The following is a 16,980-nucleotide window of genomic DNA, read 5'->3' on the forward strand; positions in this document are numbered from 1 at the left end:
CTTCGCCGATGTCTGCCATCCGTACGCTGCCCCCTGAGCTCATCAACCAGATCGCCGCCGGCGAAGTGATCGAACGGCCTTCTTCCGTAGTGAAGGAACTGGTCGAGAACAGCCTCGATGCAGGCGCGACGCGCATCGAAGTGGATATCGAGCAGGGTGGTTCGCGCCTGATCCGCATCCGCGACGACGGCGGCGGTATCGAGCCGGACGATCTGCAATTGGCGGTGGCGTCGCACGCCACCAGCAAGATCCGCAGCTTCGATGATCTCGAGCACGTGGCCAGCATGGGTTTCCGTGGCGAGGCGCTGGCTTCGGTGTCATCCGTGGCGCGCTTCGCGCTTACCTCGCGCGCGCGCGGCCATGACACCGCTTTCCGCATCGAAGTGGACGGCGGCAAGATGCAAGCCGCGCGGCCAGCCCAGCATCCGCAGGGCACCAGCGTGGAAGTACGTGATTTGTTCTACAACGTCCCTGCGCGCCGGAAATTCCTGCGCGCGGAACGCACGGAATTCGCGCATATCGACGATCTGCTCAAGTCGCTCGCCCTGGCACGTGGTTCGGTGGAATTCCGGCTGAGCCACAACGGCAAGCCGGTGCGCATCCTCAAGGTTGCCAAGAGCGAACAGACCGCGCTGCAGCGCGTGGCCGAGGTGATGGGCGAGGATTTTCCCGCGCAGAGCCTGCGCATCGATCATGCGGCCGCGGGCTTGCATCTGTCAGGCTGGGTGGGCCTGCCGACGGCGTCGCGCTCGCAGGCCGACTCACAGTACTTCTACGTCAACGGGCGGCTCGTGCGCGATCGCGTGGTGGCGCATGCGGTGCGGCAGGCTTATGCCGACGTGCTGTTCCACGGTCGCCATCCGGCCTTCGTGCTTTATCTCGAACTCGACCCGGCGGGCGTGGACGTCAACGTGCATCCGGCCAAGCATGAAGTGCGCTTCCGCGAGCAACGGCTGGTCCATGATTTTCTGTTTCGCACCCTGCACGAGGCGCTTGCGCAGACCCGCGCCGGGCAGGGTGGCGGCATGGCGGCGGCATTCGACGCGCCAGAGGCCGGCGCCACAATGGCGAACTACGTGCCGTCCGTCTCTACGGCGCCCCCCATGTCGACGCCAGCGTGGTCAGGCCAGTTCAGCCAGAGCCGCCTGAACCTCGGTGTGCGGGACGAGCCTCTGGCCGATTACGCCGCTCTGCTGGGCGAGCCTGCGCGCCTGCCGGAAGCGCAGGCGGCGAACATGCCTATGCCGGCGACGGAAGAAGGCGAAGCCCCGCCGCTGGGCTTCGCCATCGCGCAGCTCAAGGGCATCTACATCCTGGCCGAGAATGCGCACGGTCTCGTGCTGGTGGACATGCACGCTGCGCACGAGCGCATCACCTATGAAAAGCTCAAGACCGGCCGCGCCTGCAGCAACCTGCGTTCGCAGATCCTGCTGGTGCCGTTGACCGTGCCGGTGAGTGCGAAGGAAGCCGCGGCAGCGGAGGAGCACGCCGACGCGCTGGCCGAATGGGGGCTGGAACTGTCGCGCAGCGGTCCCTCCGGTGTGGTGGTGCGACGGATTCCCGCGCTGCTGGAGGGGGCGGACGTCGCGCAGCTATGCCGCGATGTATTGGCCGAGCTGGCTCAGCACGGCAGTTCGCGCCGGCTGCAAGAGCTGGAGAACGAACTGCTGGCTACCATGGCCTGTCACGGTTCGGTGCGCGCCGGCCGTCGCCTCACTGCGCCTGAGATGAATGCGCTGCTGCGCGAGATGGAGGCCACGGAGCGTTCCGGCCAGTGCAATCACGGTCGGCCGACCTGGACCCAGCTGAGCCTCGGTGAGCTGGACAAGCTGTTTCTGCGAGGGCGCTGAGCCGCTTGCGGCTACGCCAAATAGACGTCCATACTCGGAACACCGCATCTTCGATGGGTTCCACGTCATGCCGCGCAGCGCTGCCTTTGCCCTCGTCGTCGCCCTGAGCCTTGGAGTTGTCACCGTGCAAGCCGAAACCGCCCACGTCGCCGCGTCCATCGACTACCAGCAGGAGATCCTGCAGTGGCGCGCCAAGCGCACCGCCAACCTCACCGCGCCAACCGGCTGGCTCAGCCTGATCGGTCTGGAATGGCTGCATGAGGGCGACAACCGCGTCGGCAGCGCCAGCGACAATGGCATCGTTCTGAAGGCCGGGCCTGCGCACCTTGGCGTGATCCATCTCGGCAAAGATGGCCAATCGCGCATCACGCTGGAAGAGCACAGCGGCGCGACCGTCGACGGCAAGAGCGTGCGCGAGGCGGTTTTGGTCGACGACATGCACGCCGGCGAGGCGGCACCGACCACCGTGGCGTTCGGTGCGGCGAGCTTCTATGTGATCGAGCGCGACGGTCGCAAGGCGCTGCGTGTAAAAGACAGCGAAGCGCAAACGCGCAAGGACTTCGTCGGCATCGATTACTTCCCGGTCGATCCTTCCTGGCGCGTGGTCGCCGACTGGGTGCCGTTCGATCCGCCGCACAAGCTGGAGATCGGCTCGGTGATCGGCACCATCGACAAAGTCGACGTGCCGGGCAAGGCAGTCTTCCAGCGCGATGGTCATACGTTCGAGTTGCTGCCTTACCAGGAAGAGCCGGGTGGCGAGCTGTTCTTCGTGCTCGCCGATCGCACCTCGGGCAAGGAGACCTACGGCGCAGCGCGTTTCCTGTACGCCGCGCTGCCGAAGGACGGCAAGGTCGTGCTGGATTTCAACAAGGCCTACAACCCGCCGTGCGCCTTTACCCCGTTCGCCACGTGCCCGCTGGCGCCGCCGGAGAATCGCCTGGATGTTGCGGTCACCGCGGGCGAGAAGAAGTATCGCGGCGGCCATCACTGAGCATGGGCATGCAGCCGCGTTTTTCCTCTAGGCTGGCATTCGCCCCCATCGCGCTCGCGGTACTGCCGCTGCTGCTCACGCTGGGGGCCGGAGCGGCGCATGCGGACGACGGTTACACGAAACAGGTCGAGCAGGCGCGTGCGGCACGCGTCCAGGCTTTGCAGAATGCGGATGGCTATCTGAGCCTGATCGGTTCGGGCTGGCTCGAGCTTGGCGATAACACGATCGGCGCGGCCTCCGATAACCACGTCCAGATTCCCGGTACACCGGACCATCTGGGCGTATTGCAGTTGGGTACCGATGGTGCCGTCAGGCTGCGCATGCTGGGCGGAGCGACGGTGACGATCGATGGCAAGGCGGTGACTGCGGCATCGATGCTGACGCAGGGCACGCATGGCGAACGTGCGCCGACGCGCGCATATCTGAGCGCGGAGCGCTACTTTTACGTCATCGAGACGGGCGCCCGCCGTGGCCTGCGCGTCAAGGACAATGCCGCGCCATTGCGGACGCATTTTCCCGGCTTCGCGTATTTCCCGATCGATCCGTCCTGGAAAGTCGAAGCGCGATGGCAGCCGTTTTCCGTGCCGCGTACGCTCAAACTGGCGAACGTGGCCGGCGCCGAGAGCGACGAACCGGTCGCCGGCGAGGCGGTGTTCGAGCGGGACGGGCATCGCTACGCGCTGATACCGATGGAAGAGGACGGGCGCCTGTTCTTCGTCTTCAGCGACCGCACGGCCGGCAAGCTCACCTATGGCGGCGCGCGCTTCCTCTATGCCGATAAACCGAAGGGCGGCAAGGTGGTGCTGGATTTCAATCTGGCGGAGAACCCGCCGTGCGCCATCACGCCGCACGTGGTCTGTCCGCTGGCGCCGCCGGAGAACCGCCTGGGCGTCGCGGTGACGGCGGGCGAGAAGAAATTCGAGGGCGCGGGACATTGATGCCCGCGCCCTCGCGGCGTATCACCGGCCCTTGAATTCGGCCTTGCGCTTTTCCAGGAAGGCCGTGGTGCCTTCGCGCATGTCTTCGGTCGAGAAAGCGAGCGCGAAGGCCTGGGTCTCGAACTCCAGGCCCTGATCGATCACCGTCTCGCCGCCTTGCAGGATGGCGTCGAGGATGCCCGCCGCGGCAAGCGGCGCGGCCGCGGCGAGCTGGTCGGCGAGTGCGTCCACGGCTTCGTCCAGCGCTTCCGGGGCGACGACGCGGTTGACGACGCCCAGTTCGTAGGCGCGCCGGGCGTCGACCGTCGCGCCGGTCAGACACAGCTCCAGCGCGGCGGCGCGACCGGCCAGGCGCAACAGGCGCTGGGTGCCGCCGAAGCCGGGGATCAGGCCGAGGTTGATCTCCGGCTGACCGAAGCGGGCCTTCTCGCTGGCCACGCGAAGATGGCAGGCCATGGCCAGCTCCATGCCGCCGCCCAGGGCGAAGCCCTGGATGCGGGCGACCACCGGCTTGCCGAGCCGTTCGATCGACGCCATCAGGCGCTGTCCGGCGCGCGAGAAACCCTGCGCCTGCATCGGGGTATAGCCGTTCATTTCCGCGATATCGGCACCTGCCACGAAAGCCTTCTCACCCGCACCGGCCAGCACCACCGCGCGCACGGCATCGTCCTGCGCGGCCTGGGCGAAGGCCAAGGTCAGTTCGTTGAGGGTGTCTCGGTTGAGCGCGTTGAGCTTGTCCGGGCGATTGACGGTGATGGTGCGCACCGTGCCGCGGTTGCCGATTTCCAGGTTGCGATAGGCCATGGCCAATTCCTGCGGAACGAAAACCGGGATGGTAACAGCGGGAACCTTTGGCGCCGCGCGCGTTCTCAGCGGGACGGCGCGCCAGTGCTGCCGGTCCGCCGCACTGGCGGCCAATGCAGGCTAGGCGAACAGCGCGAACAGGCCCTAGGATGTGCCGGCTCGCGCGTAGCGATGGAGGATTGGCATGACACGACTGCGTTGGCTGGCCCTGGGCATGACCTTGCTGGGTGCGGCGGCCACACACGCGCAGAACCGCGCCCCCGCGTCCGCCGCGCAGGCGTCGGGGCTGGACAAGAACAAGCTGTCCTATGCGATCGGCTACCAGATCGGCAGCCAGTTCGCCAATGGCGATCCGGACGTGGACCTGGCCACCATGCAGCGCGCCATCCAGGACGCATACAACAAGCGCCGCCCGGCCGTGCCCATGCAGGACATGCATGAGCAGCTGCGTCGTCTCGACAAGCATATGCACGACAAGGCCGAGGCCGACTTCCAGAGCCTGGCGACGGCCAACGCGACCAAGAGCGCCGACTTCCTCGCGAAGAACCGCCAGAAGCCGGGCGTGGTGCAGCTGCCGTCGGGCATCCAGTACCAGGTGCTCAAGCAAGGTACCGGCAAGGATCAGCCGGCGCTCAACAGCACCGTCACCGTGAATTTCCGCGCCACGCTGATCGATGGCACGGAGTTCGACAGCTCCTGGGCGCATGGCTCCCCGGTCAGCTTCATCGTCAACAACAAGGTGATCCCGGGCTGGCAGGACGTGATCCAGCGCATGCACGTCGGTGACAAATGGCGTGTGGTGATCCCGCCGGCGCTGGCCTACGGCGAACGCGGCAACCTGCCGCGCATCGGCCCGAACGAGGCGCTGGTCTTCGAGATCGAGCTGCTGGAAATCAAGCAATAGCGCATGGCGGCACGCCGGAGGCAGGGTCCTTCGGCTAGCATGTCCGGTCCATGCCTCCCGATCCTGCTCCCGTTCCTCCTGCACCCCTGACTCCTTGCATCGGCGTCTGTCGCCTCGATCCGCGCGGCTTCTGCGAAGGCTGCCTGCGTACCGGCGAAGAGATCGCGCGGTGGCGCGGCTTGAGCGATGCGGAGCGCCTGCGCTACATGCGCGACGTGCTGCCGGCACGGCGGAAGGCGCCATGATGGACGACCCTCTGTCGATCGTCGCCGCCGCGGTGCGACCCTTGTCCGAGCCGCCGCAGGGGCCGGGCTGGAACTACCGCGAGATGGCCGAGCTGATCGGCGATTCGCCCCGGCGTGCCGCCGCGGTGCTGCTGGGCTGGCGCGAAGGCGTGCAGCCTCGGCTGGTACTCACCGTGCGCAACGACAGCCTGCAGGCGCATGCCGGCCAGGTGGCGTTTCCAGGCGGACGCACGGATCCGGAAGATGCCGATGCCATCGCCACGGCATTGCGCGAGAGCGAGGAAGAGATCGGTCTCGATCGCCAACTGGTGACACCGCTGGGCTATCTCGACAGCTTCGACACCATCAGCGGCTACCGCATCACGCCAGTAGTCGCCAGGGTCGCGCCCGAGGCGCGGCTGTATCCCGCACCGGCGGAAGTGGCGGAGGTGTTCGAAGTGCCGCTGGCGTTCTTTCTGGACCCGGCCAACCTGCGGCGCTACACCATGGAATTCCGCGGCCATCGCCGCGACATGGTGGAATTCGTCCATGGCGGCCATCGCATCTGGGGGGCCACCGCCGCCATGCTCGTCAATCTGCTTCAGCGAATGGGACGACTATGAATCCGCGCACCACGCTCATCGAAGCCGGCGAACTTGCCGCCATGTCGCCCGACGACGTGCTGATCGTCGATTGCCGCTTCGAACTGGCCGTCGCCGGTGGCGATCCCGACAAGGGCGAGCACGCGTATCGCGCAGCGCATATCCCCGGTGCCGTCTACGCCCATCTGAATCGCGACCTCTCCGACCTGTCGCGTGAGCGTGAGGGGCTGGGACGGCATCCGTTGCCGTCCGAGCAGGCATTTTCCAGAGTGCTGTCGCGCCTGGGCTGGCGGCCCGGCCTGCAAGTGGTGAGCTACGACGCAGCAGGCGGCGCGCTGGCCGCCGCGCGGTTGTGGTGGCTGCTGCGGCTGGTCGGCATCCGCGAAGCGGCCGTGCTGGATGGCGGCTTCCAGGCCTGGGAGGCGGCGGGGCTGCCGCTGGAGTCTGGCGAGGTGCGGCGCGTACCGACCAACGTATCGATGCATTACGACTCGGCGCGCTACATCGTGGATCATCAGGCCGTGGCGGCGCAGCCGGGCCAGTTGCTCATCGACGCGCGCGCCACGCCGCGCTATCGCGGCGAGGTCGAGCCGATCGATCGTGTCGGCGGACACGTGCCGGGGGCGGCGAATCGGCCGTATTCGGACAACCTGGATGCGCAGGGACGCTACAAATCCGCAGATCAGCTGCGGCAGGAATTCGGCGCGCTGCTCGACGGACTGCCGCCGGAGCGCGTCGTGCACATGTGCGGATCCGGCGTGACTGCCTGCCACAATTTGCTGGCGATGGAACACGCCGGACTCGAGGGTTCGCGCCTGTACGCGCCGTCGTGGAGCGGCTGGGTCAGCGATCCGGCGCGCCCCGTGGAAAAAGCCTGACGGCGGACGGCGCTTACTTCTTCTTGAGGCGTGCCACCAGCTGTTGGAGCACGGCCTGGGTTTCGTCGCTGAAGAACGCATCGACGAACTGATCGACCGGCAGCGCCTCCGGGCGGGCCCATACAGCGGTGAGATCGGCGCGCGAGATTTGCCGCGTGGCCAGCATGGCACCGCGCGGCAGCGCGATCAGTTCGTTGAGCCAGTGCAGTGCGCGCGTGGTGACCTGGTCCACCGCGGTCAGCTCGTCCACGAAGCCGCAGGCCAGTGCTTGCTGTGCTTCGATCATCGCACCGGCCACCAGCAGGCGTTCGGCGCGGTAGGTGCCCACCACGCGGCGCAGGGCGAGCTGGATGCACTCCGGCACGATCAGCCCGACCTGCACTTCATTGAGGCCGATGCGATACGGTCCCTCGGCCATCACGCGGTAATCGCAGAACAGCGACAGCACCGCACCCCCGGCGGGCGCGTGCCCGGTGATCGCCGCCACCACCGGCACGGGCGACATGGCGATCGCCGAACAGGTGGCGAAGAACGTGCGCCAGAACGTGTAGACGCCTTCGCGATCCTGGCCGAGCAGCGCGGGCACATCGACGCCGGCCGAGAACATGCCGGACGCGCCGGACAGCACGATGCCGCGCGCGCCATCCTCGACGGCCTTGGCCAGGCCATCCTGGATAGCCTTCAGCAGATCGAGATTCAAGGCATTGACCGGCGGTCGCGCAAGGTTGATCTCGACGATCGCGTCGTGCCTGACGAGGTTGAGCATGGCGGCATCCCCTGCAAAGAAGTGAGGCCCGCGAGCGTAGCAAACTCGCGGGCCTCGTCGTTGCGGTCTTGGCTTACTGCTGCGGCTGGTCGGTCTCGCTCCAGCGGTAGCGCACCGCGTAGTCCAGTGTGGCCTTGCCGCCCGCCGGCACTTCGACGCGGAATTCCAGCAGGTCCGGCTTCTGTTCGGACGGCTTGAGGCTGGACGACACCAGCGTCCATTCGCGCCAGCGGTTCGGGTGCTCGCGCACGGTCACGGTGCGCGCGGCGTCGCCGGCATTGGTCAGCGTGATGCGGAAGGACTCCTCCATGCTGCGGCCGGCTTTGTCCAGCTTGAATTCGGTCCGTTCGCGGTCGGCGCGCAAGTCGAAGGCCTTGCCCAGGGTGATCGTGGCGTCGGTGCCTTTGGGCGTGTCTTCGATGCGCCCTTCGCCGATGAACTGCGGCGTGCCGTCGCGATCGGCGGTGAGCACGCGCAGGTTGCCCGCCGGCAAGCTGTCGAAGGCGCGCAGGCGCAACGTGCTGGTCACCGTGTTGCCGCCACCGTTGTTGAAATCGCGGTTGATCATCGGTTGCGGCGGCGTCCAGCGTCCGCCGGTTTCGTACAGCAGCGTGCGCTCGCAATCGATCTGCCGCGTGGCGTAGAGCGGCACCTGGCTGACGCTGCCGTCCGGGAGGTCAACCGCGCCGGGCAGGGTGTAGCTGCGGTAGTCCGCCACGGAACCCTGCTGCGGCATGTCGGCGGCCTCCGCCTTGCCGCGGTAGGCCATCGCCATTACCGGGCCGGGGCCGGGCGAACGCGTGATTTGCGGCTCGCCGGCGATGAGGGTGAGACCTACGCCGTTCCAGTCGCGCCCGCTGCGGTTGGCGATGCTCGCGCGCGACTCGAAACGCAGCTTGCAGCCATTGCCCGGCAGCAACGTGCCGATATAGGCGGCGCGCCAGCCCAGGCCGGCGGTGGGATAGCTCAGGACGGTGCGGGCGTTGCCGGCGCGGGCAGCCTCGACGCGCAGCTCCAGGCTGGAGCCGGTACTGAAATGGCCGGACGCGCGCACCGCGGCATAGTCGCGGATCAGGCTGGTGCGGCCGCCGGCATCGCTCACCAGCAGGCCGTCGCCGGCGCGCAGCAAGGTGCCGCTGGCCAAGGTCTGGCCACTGCTGCCGAGCACTTCTACCGACTGGCCAACCAGACTGCCCAGCGCGGCATCGCGGCCCTGGGCCAGGCGCAGGCGCTGCGAGAGCACGTGCGCCGCGTCACCTTCGACGCTCAGCGACAAGGCTTCGGTATCGAGATAAGCAGGCAGGCCGCCGAGGCTGATGTCCTGCACGCCTTGCTTCAGGTCCAACTGGCGCGGCTCGCGCGCCATGGCGTAACCACTGCCGACGCTGCCGCCGTCACCGACGTTGAACAGCGAAGCATCATCGCTGCGATACAGAGTCAATTCGGTGCGGCCGGGTGTCGCGGCGGACGCGCTCGCGGCGAATCCGGTGGCGCAGGCCAGGGCGAGGGCGGTGAAGGGGAACTTGCTCACGGGCGAACTCCTTTCGTTGGGCGCCGCCGATCTTACGCGTCGCGCATGAAGGCGCGGCATCCGGCGCGGCGAACGCCTTAACCCCTCGGGAAGCCTGGCGCGTTGCCGCCGTTCAATGGCTGGCGAAATACCCGCGCAGCGTCTCGGTATCGGTGCTCAGCGTAAGCCCGAGCGCCAGCAGGATGCGCGCCTTCTGCGGACTGAAGTCCTCGCCGGCGATGAAACCGGCTTCCTGCAGATACCGGCGGCGCGCGACGCGTCCCAGCGGCGAGCGCGTACATTGCACGACAGCGATGCCACGCGCGATGGCGGCTTCCAGCGCCAGCTTTTCCGCCCGGGTGACCAGGCCGGGCGCCAGGCCGGCGGAAACGATGCCGCGCGCGCCCTTGGCGAGCACGGCTTCGATCATGGTCTCGTCCGCGCCGACGTACGAATAGGCGATATCGACGCGAGGCGGCTGCGCATCGTCGGGAAGACCGGCGAAGGCCGCCGTGGGTGCAGGGCGGCCTTCAGGGCGGCGGCGGTAGCGGATGCCGTCGGGATCCACCGTGCCGAGCACGCCGTGGTCCATCGAGCGGAACGTATCCAGCCGCAGCGTTGACACCTTGATCACATCGCGCGCGGCGTAGATGCCGTCGTTGAACACCACCAGCCCGCCGCGTTCCCGCGACGCTGGATCGCCAGCGACGCGGGTAGAGCCCAGCAGGTTCATCGGCGCGTCGGAGCCCAGCGCGCTCAGCGGACGCTGCGAGCCGGTGAGTACCACGGTCTGTGGGATGTCGAGGGTGAGGTCGAGGAAGAACGCGGTTTCTTCCAAGGTCGCGGTGCCATGCAGGATTACGAACCCGGCCAGTTCCGGCTGCTCGCGCGACAGGCGCCGCAGCGTCGCACGCAGCTCGAACCAGTCCGTCATGGTGAGGTTGTTGCTGCCGACCGAGCGAAATGGCACTGGCTGTGCGTCCGCCACCAGCGATATTTCCGGCACGCGTGCAAGGATCTGTGCGACGTCGAGCTTGCTGCCGTGTTCCGGGTAGTCCATCAGATCCAGGCTGGATGTACCCAGCGAGGCGATGGTGCCGCCACAACCGATGATGGCGACGCGGGGAAGGGCGGTAGTCATGGGGAACGTCGGATGCCTGCGCAGAAAGAAGGAGGTGGCTTCAGCCCGGCGCGACAGCGTCGCGGATGGCCTGCGGCAGCGAAACCGGCTTGCCGGTATGCGGATTCATCCAGACCATCACCACGTGGCCGTCGCTATACAACTGCTGCGGCTGTTCGGCGTCCACGATGCGATGGCCGATGGTCATCGAGCTGTTGCCCAGGCGCAGGCAGAACAGCTCGACGTGCAATTGCGCGGGCCATTCGATCGGCATGCGGTAGTTGATCTCGCTGGCCGCCAGCACCGGCATCGACTCCTCATCGAACCATGGCCCGGGCACGTGCTTGAGCCACTGCAGCCGCGCCTCTTCGAGGTAAGTGAGGTAATTGGAATTGTTGACGTGATTGAACGCGTCCAGATCGCGCCAGCGCACGCCGATGGATGCGGTGAACAGTGCCTGCGGCGCGGTCTGTTCCGCGACGGGCGCAGGCGCCGCGGCCTCCGCCTCGGCGGTCTTGCGGCGACGCGCCGGGGCGGGCTTGTCGGTACTGCTGGAACTCATGCGGTCTTCTTCCGGATGGCCTTGTCGCGGCCGTTGTTCTTCTGCGGCTTGGCCGGCGTCATGCCGAGGTGCGGCGCAAGGAAGCGGCCGGTATGCGAAGCGGCCGCTTCGGCCACGGTTTCGGGCGTGCCGGCGACCAGGATGCGGCCACCGCCCGCGCCGCCCTCGGGACCGAGATCGACGATCCAGTCGGCGGTCTTGATCACGTCGAGGTTGTGCTCGATTACCACCACCGTGTTGCCCTGGTCCACCAGCTGGTGCAGCACGTCGAGCAACTGCTCGATGTCGTGGAAGTGCAGACCCGTGGTGGGTTCGTCGAGGATGTACAACGTGCGGCCGGTGTCGCGCTTGGACAGCTCCTTGGAGAGCTTCACGCGCTGCGCTTCACCGCCGGACAGCGTGGTCGCACTCTGGCCGAGCTTGATGTAATCCAGGCCGACCGCGCGCAGCGTTTCCAGCTTGCGTGCGATGGTGGGGACGTTCTCGAACAGCTTGAGCGCATCTTCCACCGTCATGTCGAGCACGTCGGCGATGGTATGGCCCTTGTAGGTAATTTCCAGCGTTTCGCGGTTGTAGCGCTTGCCGTGGCAGACGTCGCAGGGCACGTACACGTCGGGCAGGAAGTGCATCTCCACCTTGATCATGCCGTCGCCTTCGCAGGCTTCGCAGCGGCCGCCGCGCACGTTGAAGCTGAAGCGGCCGGCGGTATAGCCGCGCGAACGCGCTTCCGGCACCTGCGCGTACAGCTCGCGCAACGGGGTGAACAGGCCGGTATACGTGGCGGGATTCGAACGCGGCGTGCGGCCGATCGGCGACTGGTCGATGTCCACGACCTTGTCGAACAGCTCCAGTCCTTCGACCGACTTGTACGGTGCAGGCTGCTCGCTGGCGCCGTTGAGTTCGGCGGCGGTGATGCGGAACAGCGTGTCGTTGATCAGCGTGGACTTGCCCGAACCGGAGACACCGGTGACGCAAGTGAACAGGCCTGCCGGAATGGACAGGTCGACGTTCTTGAGGTTGTTGCCGCTGGCGCCGCGCAGATGCAACCAGGATTCTTTGTCCTCCTGCTCTCGGCGTTCGGCCGGCACTTCGATGGCGCGCCGACCGGACAGGAACTGGCCGGTCACCGAGCGCTTGGAGCCGAGGATGTCCTTGAGCGAACCCTGCGCTACCACCTCGCCGCCATGCACGCCGGCGCCGGGGCCGATGTCCAGGACGTGATCGGCCAGGCGGATCGCGTCCTCGTCGTGCTCTACCACGATCACCGTGTTGCCCAGGTCGCGCAGGCGCGTCAGGGTGCCCAGCAGGCGCTCGTTGTCGCGCTGGTGCAGGCCGATCGAGGGTTCGTCCAGCACGTACATCACGCCGACCAGGCCTGCGCCGATCTGCGAGGCCAGGCGGATGCGCTGCGCCTCGCCGCCGGAAAGCGAATCGGCCTGGCGGTCCAGCGTCAGGTAGTTCAGGCCCACGTCGTTGAGGAAGCTCAGGCGTTCGCGGATCTCCTTGACGATCTTCACCGCGATTTCGCCGCGCCAGCCGGCGAGCGTGAGCGTGTCGAAGAAGCCGAGCGCATCGTCGATCGAGCGCGAAGTCAGCGAAGGCAGGGCGTGGTCGGCGACGAACACGTTGCGCGCGGAGCGGTTCAGGCGCTGGCCGTGGCAATCGGGGCAGGGCTGGTCGCTGATGTACTTGGCCAGCTCCTCGCGCACGGCGGCCGACTCGGTTTCCTTATAGCGGCGCTCCAGATTGGGCAGGATGCCTTCGAAGGTGTGTTCGCGCGTCACCTTGCCGCCGCGCTCGGTGAGGTAGCGGAACTGGATCTGTTCGTTCCCGCTGCCGTACAGCACGGCCTTCTGCACGGCCGCCGACAGTTTCTGCCAGGGCGTGTCGACGTCGAAGCCATAGTGTTTGGCCAGCGACAGGATCATCTGGAAGTAGTACGCGTTGCGGCGGTCCCAGCCACGCACGGCGCCGCCGGACAACGGCAGCTCCGGATGGCCGATCACGCGGGCCGGATCGAACACCTGGGTCACGCCGAGGCCATCGCAGGTCGGGCAGGCGCCGATCGGCGAGTTGAAGGAGAACAGGCGCGGTTCCAGCTCAGGCAGCGAGTAGTCGCACACCGGGCAGGAGTAGCGCGACGACAGCAATTGCTCCGGCGCCTTCGCATCGTCCATGTCGGCCAGGATCGCCAGGCCGTCGCCCAGGCGCAGCGCGGTTTCGAACGATTCGGCCAGACGCTGCTTGATGTCGTCGCGCGGACGGAAGCGGTCGATCACCACTTCGATGGTGTGCTTCTGGCGCAGGGTCAGCGGGGGCACGGCGTCGAGTTCGTACACGGCGCCGTCCACGCGGGCGCGCACGAAACCCTGCGCGCGCAGCTGCTCGAACACCTGCACGTGTTCGCCCTTGCGCTCGCGCACTACCGGAGCCAGCAGCATGAAACGCTTTTCCGGGTCCAGGGCGAGAGTGGCGTCCACCATCTGGCTCACCGTCTGCGCTTCCAGCGGGATGCCGTGGTCCGGGCAGCGCGGCGTGCCGACGCGCGCATAAAGCAGACGCAGGTAGTCGTAGATCTCGGTGATGGTGCCCACGGTCGAGCGCGGGTTGTGCGAGGTGGACTTCTGCTCGATCGAAATGGCCGGGGACAGGCCCTCGATATGGTCGACGTCCGGCTTCTCCATCATGGAGAGGAACTGGCGGGCGTAGGCCGAGAGGGATTCCACGTAGCGGCGCTGGCCTTCCGCATAGATGGTGTCGAAGGCCAGCGACGATTTGCCCGAGCCGGACAGGCCCGTGATCACGATCAGCTTGTCGCGGGGCAGATCCAGGTCGATGTTCTTGAGGTTGTGCGTGCGCGCGCCGCGGATGCGGATGGTGTCCATGAACGCCGGGGAGTGGGAGGAGGGAAAAACTGCACTATACCAAACCAGTCAGGTCAGTTATTGCCCCTGATCGGAGGTTGGCCGGGTGCCGGGAGAGTTACTTAGGTGGGACGCCATCAAAGTGTTAACAAGGGGGTTGGCTTAATAACTCTTTTGGCCGCGAGGCCGGGGCAGCGAGACAGGTACACATGCGCAAGTGGAAAGGATGGGGGATCGCGCTGGCGCTGGCGGCATGGATGGGCTCGGCGGTCGCCGCGACCCAGCCCAGCGAGGAGCAGGTGCGCCAGCTGATGGATGTGGTCGGGGTGGGCAAGATGCTCAGCCAGATGAACACCCAGGCGGTAAGCGTGATGCAGCAATCGCTGCCGTGCATTCCGGCCAGCTATTGGCAGGGCTACATGGATGCCAATGGCACCCAGCAGTTCATCGGCCGCCTGGTGCCGATCTACCAGCGCCATTTCACGGCCGATGAGATCGAAGGGATGCTGAAGTTCTATCGATCTCCTCTCGGCCAGAAAGTCATCACCGAGATGCCTACCACCATGGGCGAGGCCAACCAGGCCGGCCTGCAGTGGAGCAAGGAGCGCAGCGACCAGATGATCGCCGAGCTCAAACAGAAGGGCAGCCTGGATACCAACGGGCGTTGCCCGGCGGCGCCCGGAGTGACCGCGTCCGGGGCTGCGGCAGCCACCGGGCTGGCGGCAGGAGCGGCTGCCGGCGGCGACGACGAGGAGGACGAGCCCCAGGACGAGGCACCGGCCAAGCCCGTGGCGAAGAAGGCCGCGGCAACCGGTGGCAAGGCCAAGGCCACCAAGTCCAAGGCCAAGGCGCCAGCCAAGACGAACGGCAAGAAGGCCCCGGCCAAGGCTGCGCCCAAGCCGGCGCCCAAGGCTTCGTCCCAGCCGCAGACCAAGGCCCCCGCCAAGTCGGCGACGGACAAGACGACGACCTCCTGAGCGGGGGCGGAAAGGGTGGTCAGTAATTGACCAGTGGCCGCGCGGGTCGCTATACTCCCGCGTTCGCCGGCCCCGAAAAGGCCATGGCGAAACCCAAGAGAATAACGACAGAAGGGATAATCCCATGAGTTATGCAGTCATCAAGACCGGCGGCAAGCAGTACCGCGTCCAGCAGGGCGACGTCCTGCGCGTGGAGCTGCTGAACGCCGACGAAGGCGCCAGCGTGAAGTTCGACCAGGTGCTGCTGGTCGGCTCGGGCGAGACCATCACCGTCGGCGCGCCGACCGTGACCGGCGCCACCGTCACCGCCACTGTGCGCAAGCATGGTCGCGCCGACAAAGTCCGCATCATCAAGTTCCGCCGCCGCAAGCACCACAAGAAGCAGCAGGGACATCGTCAGCATTTCACCGAAGTCGAGATCACGGGCATCAACGCCTGATCCGCCAATTCTGGAGTAATCAGTCATGGCACATAAAAAAGGCGTAGGTTCGTCCCGCAACGGTCGCGACTCGAACCCGAAGTATCTCGGCGTGAAGATCTACGGTGGCCAGGCCATCGAGGCCGGCAACATCATCGTGCGTCAGCGCGGCACCAAGTTCCATGCCGGTACCGGCGTTGGCCTGGGTCGTGACCACACGCTGTTCGCGCTGGTCGACGGCACGGTCGAGTTCAAGACCCGTGGCGAGAAGAACCGCAAGTACGTGAACGTCGTCCAGGGCTGAGCCCGGGCCGTATCGTTGCAAGGGCCCCGCTTCGGCGGGGCTTTTGTTTTTTGAAGGCAGGGAAGGGAGAGCTGGAACGGGAAGAGCGCGTTCCCGGTTCCCTATATGATGCGCAAGGCGCGTCCGATCCCTGTTCCCGTTTTCCTCTTCCCGATTCCTTCCCATGAAATTTGTCGACGAAGCCATCATCAAGGTCCAGGCCGGTGACGGCGGCAACGGATGCATCAGCTTCCGTCGCGAAAAATTCATTCCCTTCGGCGGCCCGGATGGCGGCGACGGCGGCAGCGGCGGCTCGGTGTGGCTGGTGGCCGACGAGGGCCTCAACACGCTGGTCGATTTCCGCCACCAGCGCGCGTTCAAGGCGCAGCGCGGCCAGAACGGCATGGGCAGCGACATGTACGGCAAGGGCGGCGACGACACCGTGATCCGCGTGCCGGTCGGCACCGTGGTGACCAATGTCGATACCGACGAAGTCATTGGCGACCTCACCGCGCACGGCCACCGCCTGCTGGTCGCGCAGGGCGGCAAGGGCGGCCTGGGCAACATCCATTTCAAAAGCTCGGTGAACCGGGCACCGCGCAAATCCACGCCGGGTACGCCGGGCGAAGTGCGCGAGCTGAAGCTGGAGCTGAAGCTGCTGGCCGACGTGGGCTTGCTGGGTTTCCCGAACGCGGGCAAGTCCACCTTCATCCGCGCTGTATCCGCCGCGACGCCGCGCGTCGCCGACTACCCGTTCACCACGCTGCATCCCAATCTGGGCGTGGTCAGCTTGGGGCCGGAGCAGAGTTTCGTCATCGCGGACATTCCCGGCTTGATCGAGGGCGCCGCGGAAGGCGCGGGCCTGGGCATCCAGTTCCTGCGTCATGTCTCCCGCACCCGCCTGCTGCTGCATCTGGTGGATGTCGCGCCGATCGATGGCTCGGACGTGGTCGAGCAAGTGCATGCCATCGAGCACGAGCTGGAAAAATTCGATCCCGAACTGCTTCATCGCCCGCGCTGGCTGGTGCTCAACAAGTCCGATGCCTTGCCGGAGGACGAGCGCCAGGCCGTGGCCGAGGACATCGTGCAGCGGCTCGGCTGGACCCAGCCATGGTTCCTGGTCTCGGCGATCGCACGCGACAACACCATGAATGTATGCCAGCAGATCCAGCGCTTCTTCGAGTCGCAGCGCGAAGCTCGCGAGGGACGTACCGACATGCTGCCGGGCGACGTGCGGCTGCGCGGGGAAGCGCCGCGCGAGTGAGCCTGCCGCGTTCCGCCGTTCTCCG

Annotated in this window: 15 protein-coding genes and 1 pseudogene; 10 read left to right on the top strand and 6 right to left on the bottom strand. The window is 66.7% G+C overall.

The window, feature by feature from the left end:
• Nucleotides 1-8 precede the first annotated feature (8 nt).
• The 3 genes from mutL to ACNR9O_RS05720 all read left to right on the top strand — a co-directional run bounded on the left by mutL (nt 9) and on the right by ACNR9O_RS05720 (nt 3,779).
• Entirely contained in the window at nt 9-1,850 is a 1,842-nt protein-coding gene (gene mutL / locus ACNR9O_RS05710) for a DNA mismatch repair endonuclease MutL (protein WP_473682226.1), read from the top strand.
• Between the two features lie 67 nt (nt 1,851-1,917).
• Nucleotides 1,918-2,841, top strand: a complete 924-nt coding sequence (locus ACNR9O_RS05715) for a DUF1684 domain-containing protein (RefSeq protein ID WP_473682225.1) — start codon at nt 1,918-1,920, stop codon at nt 2,839-2,841.
• Nucleotides 2,842-2,849: 8 nt separating this feature from the next.
• Nucleotides 2,850-3,779, top strand: coding sequence for a DUF1684 domain-containing protein (locus ACNR9O_RS05720; RefSeq protein ID WP_473682224.1), 930 nt, complete (start codon nt 2,850-2,852; stop codon nt 3,777-3,779).
• A 21-nt stretch (nt 3,780-3,800) separates the two neighbouring features.
• Here ACNR9O_RS05720 and ACNR9O_RS05725 read toward each other — a convergent pair whose 3' ends face one another.
• On the bottom strand, nt 3,801-4,583 hold the full coding sequence (locus tag ACNR9O_RS05725) for an enoyl-CoA hydratase-related protein (RefSeq protein ID WP_473682223.1): 783 nt from the start codon (nt 4,581-4,583) through the stop codon (nt 3,801-3,803).
• Nucleotides 4,584-4,767: 184 nt separating this feature from the next.
• On the opposite strand from ACNR9O_RS05725, the gene ACNR9O_RS05730 reads away from it, so the two are divergent.
• The 3 genes and pseudogenes from ACNR9O_RS05730 to ACNR9O_RS05740 all read left to right on the top strand — a co-directional run bounded on the left by ACNR9O_RS05730 (nt 4,768) and on the right by ACNR9O_RS05740 (nt 7,191).
• Nucleotides 4,768-5,487 carry an FKBP-type peptidyl-prolyl cis-trans isomerase gene (locus tag ACNR9O_RS05730; RefSeq protein ID WP_473682222.1) on the top strand — a complete coding sequence of 240 codons (720 nt, stop codon included), beginning with the start codon at nt 4,768-4,770 and terminating at the stop codon, nt 5,485-5,487.
• A 50-nt stretch (nt 5,488-5,537) separates the two neighbouring features.
• Nucleotides 5,538-6,334 (top strand): annotated as a pseudogene (locus ACNR9O_RS05735) (CoA pyrophosphatase).
• Nucleotides 6,331-7,191 carry a sulfurtransferase gene (locus ACNR9O_RS05740; protein ID WP_473682219.1) on the top strand — a complete coding sequence of 287 codons (861 nt, stop codon included), beginning with the start codon at nt 6,331-6,333 and terminating at the stop codon, nt 7,189-7,191. Before ACNR9O_RS05735 ends, ACNR9O_RS05740 begins: the two are co-directional and overlap by 4 nt.
• A gap of 13 nt (nt 7,192-7,204) precedes the next feature.
• Here ACNR9O_RS05740 and ACNR9O_RS05745 read toward each other — a convergent pair whose 3' ends face one another.
• The 5 genes from ACNR9O_RS05745 to uvrA all read right to left on the bottom strand — a co-directional run bounded on the left by ACNR9O_RS05745 (nt 7,205) and on the right by uvrA (nt 14,034).
• Complete coding sequence (locus ACNR9O_RS05745) at nt 7,205-7,957, bottom strand: enoyl-CoA hydratase/isomerase family protein (protein WP_473682218.1); 753 nt, start codon at nt 7,955-7,957, stop codon at nt 7,205-7,207.
• A 73-nt stretch (nt 7,958-8,030) separates the two neighbouring features.
• Nucleotides 8,031-9,488, bottom strand: a complete 1,458-nt coding sequence (locus tag ACNR9O_RS05750) for a DUF4139 domain-containing protein (RefSeq protein WP_473682217.1) — start codon at nt 9,486-9,488, stop codon at nt 8,031-8,033.
• Nucleotides 9,489-9,600: 112 nt separating this feature from the next.
• A complete protein-coding gene (locus ACNR9O_RS05755) occupies nt 9,601-10,608 on the bottom strand; it encodes an asparaginase (RefSeq protein ID WP_473682216.1) in 1,008 nt (335 codons plus the stop codon).
• A gap of 40 nt (nt 10,609-10,648) precedes the next feature.
• The gene (locus tag ACNR9O_RS05760; protein ID WP_473682215.1) at nt 10,649-11,149 is read right to left on the bottom strand and encodes an acyl-CoA thioesterase; all 501 of its coding nucleotides are present in this window, start codon (nt 11,147-11,149) and stop codon (nt 10,649-10,651) included.
• Nucleotides 11,146-14,034, bottom strand: coding sequence for an excinuclease ABC subunit UvrA (uvrA, locus tag ACNR9O_RS05765; RefSeq protein WP_473682214.1), 2,889 nt, complete (start codon nt 14,032-14,034; stop codon nt 11,146-11,148). Before uvrA ends, ACNR9O_RS05760 begins: the two co-directional genes overlap by 4 nt.
• A gap of 188 nt (nt 14,035-14,222) precedes the next feature.
• Here uvrA and ACNR9O_RS05770 point away from each other — a divergent pair, with 188 nt between their 5' ends.
• The 4 genes from ACNR9O_RS05770 (at nt 14,223) to cgtA (ending at nt 16,955) form a co-directional block, all read left to right on the top strand.
• Nucleotides 14,223-14,990 carry a DUF2059 domain-containing protein gene (locus ACNR9O_RS05770; protein ID WP_473682213.1) on the top strand — a complete coding sequence of 256 codons (768 nt, stop codon included), beginning with the start codon at nt 14,223-14,225 and terminating at the stop codon, nt 14,988-14,990.
• 124 nt (nt 14,991-15,114) lie between these two features.
• A complete protein-coding gene (rplU, locus tag ACNR9O_RS05775; RefSeq protein WP_473682212.1) occupies nt 15,115-15,429 on the top strand; it encodes a 50S ribosomal protein L21 in 315 nt (104 codons plus the stop codon).
• A gap of 25 nt (nt 15,430-15,454) precedes the next feature.
• Nucleotides 15,455-15,712, top strand: coding sequence for a 50S ribosomal protein L27 (gene rpmA / locus ACNR9O_RS05780; RefSeq protein WP_473682211.1), 258 nt, complete (start codon nt 15,455-15,457; stop codon nt 15,710-15,712).
• Nucleotides 15,713-15,875: 163 nt separating this feature from the next.
• The gene (cgtA, locus tag ACNR9O_RS05785; protein WP_473682210.1) at nt 15,876-16,955 is read left to right on the top strand and encodes an Obg family GTPase CgtA; all 1,080 of its coding nucleotides are present in this window, start codon (nt 15,876-15,878) and stop codon (nt 16,953-16,955) included.
• Nucleotides 16,956-16,980: the final 25 nt, after the last annotated feature.

It is taken from the genome of Dyella sp. CR10 (assembly GCF_055814425.1).

Excerpts from the sequence above, each read along its gene's own strand:
- ACNR9O_RS05730 (WP_473682222.1), top strand. The coding sequence starts at position 4,768 with ATGACACGACTGCGTTGGCTGGCCCTGGGCATGACCTTGCTGGGTGCG.
- uvrA (WP_473682214.1), bottom strand. The coding sequence starts at position 14,034 with ATGGACACCATCCGCATCCGCGGCGCGCGCACGCACAACCTCAAGAAC.
- ACNR9O_RS05770 (WP_473682213.1), top strand. The coding sequence starts at position 14,223 with ATGCGCAAGTGGAAAGGATGGGGGATCGCGCTGGCGCTGGCGGCATGG.
- ACNR9O_RS05720 (WP_473682224.1), top strand. The coding sequence starts at position 2,850 with ATGCAGCCGCGTTTTTCCTCTAGGCTGGCATTCGCCCCCATCGCGCTC.
- ACNR9O_RS05760 (WP_473682215.1), bottom strand. The coding sequence starts at position 11,149 with ATGAGTTCCAGCAGTACCGACAAGCCCGCCCCGGCGCGTCGCCGCAAG.
- rpmA (WP_473682211.1), top strand. The coding sequence starts at position 15,455 with ATGGCACATAAAAAAGGCGTAGGTTCGTCCCGCAACGGTCGCGACTCG.
- cgtA (WP_473682210.1), top strand. The coding sequence starts at position 15,876 with ATGAAATTTGTCGACGAAGCCATCATCAAGGTCCAGGCCGGTGACGGC.
- ACNR9O_RS05745 (WP_473682218.1), bottom strand. The coding sequence starts at position 7,957 with ATGCTCAACCTCGTCAGGCACGACGCGATCGTCGAGATCAACCTTGCG.
- ACNR9O_RS05740 (WP_473682219.1), top strand. The coding sequence starts at position 6,331 with ATGAATCCGCGCACCACGCTCATCGAAGCCGGCGAACTTGCCGCCATG.
- ACNR9O_RS05715 (WP_473682225.1), top strand. The coding sequence starts at position 1,918 with ATGCCGCGCAGCGCTGCCTTTGCCCTCGTCGTCGCCCTGAGCCTTGGA.
- rplU (WP_473682212.1), top strand. The coding sequence starts at position 15,115 with ATGAGTTATGCAGTCATCAAGACCGGCGGCAAGCAGTACCGCGTCCAG.
- mutL (WP_473682226.1), top strand. The coding sequence starts at position 9 with ATGTCTGCCATCCGTACGCTGCCCCCTGAGCTCATCAACCAGATCGCC.
- ACNR9O_RS05755 (WP_473682216.1), bottom strand. The coding sequence starts at position 10,608 with ATGACTACCGCCCTTCCCCGCGTCGCCATCATCGGTTGTGGCGGCACC.
- ACNR9O_RS05725 (WP_473682223.1), bottom strand. The coding sequence starts at position 4,583 with ATGGCCTATCGCAACCTGGAAATCGGCAACCGCGGCACGGTGCGCACC.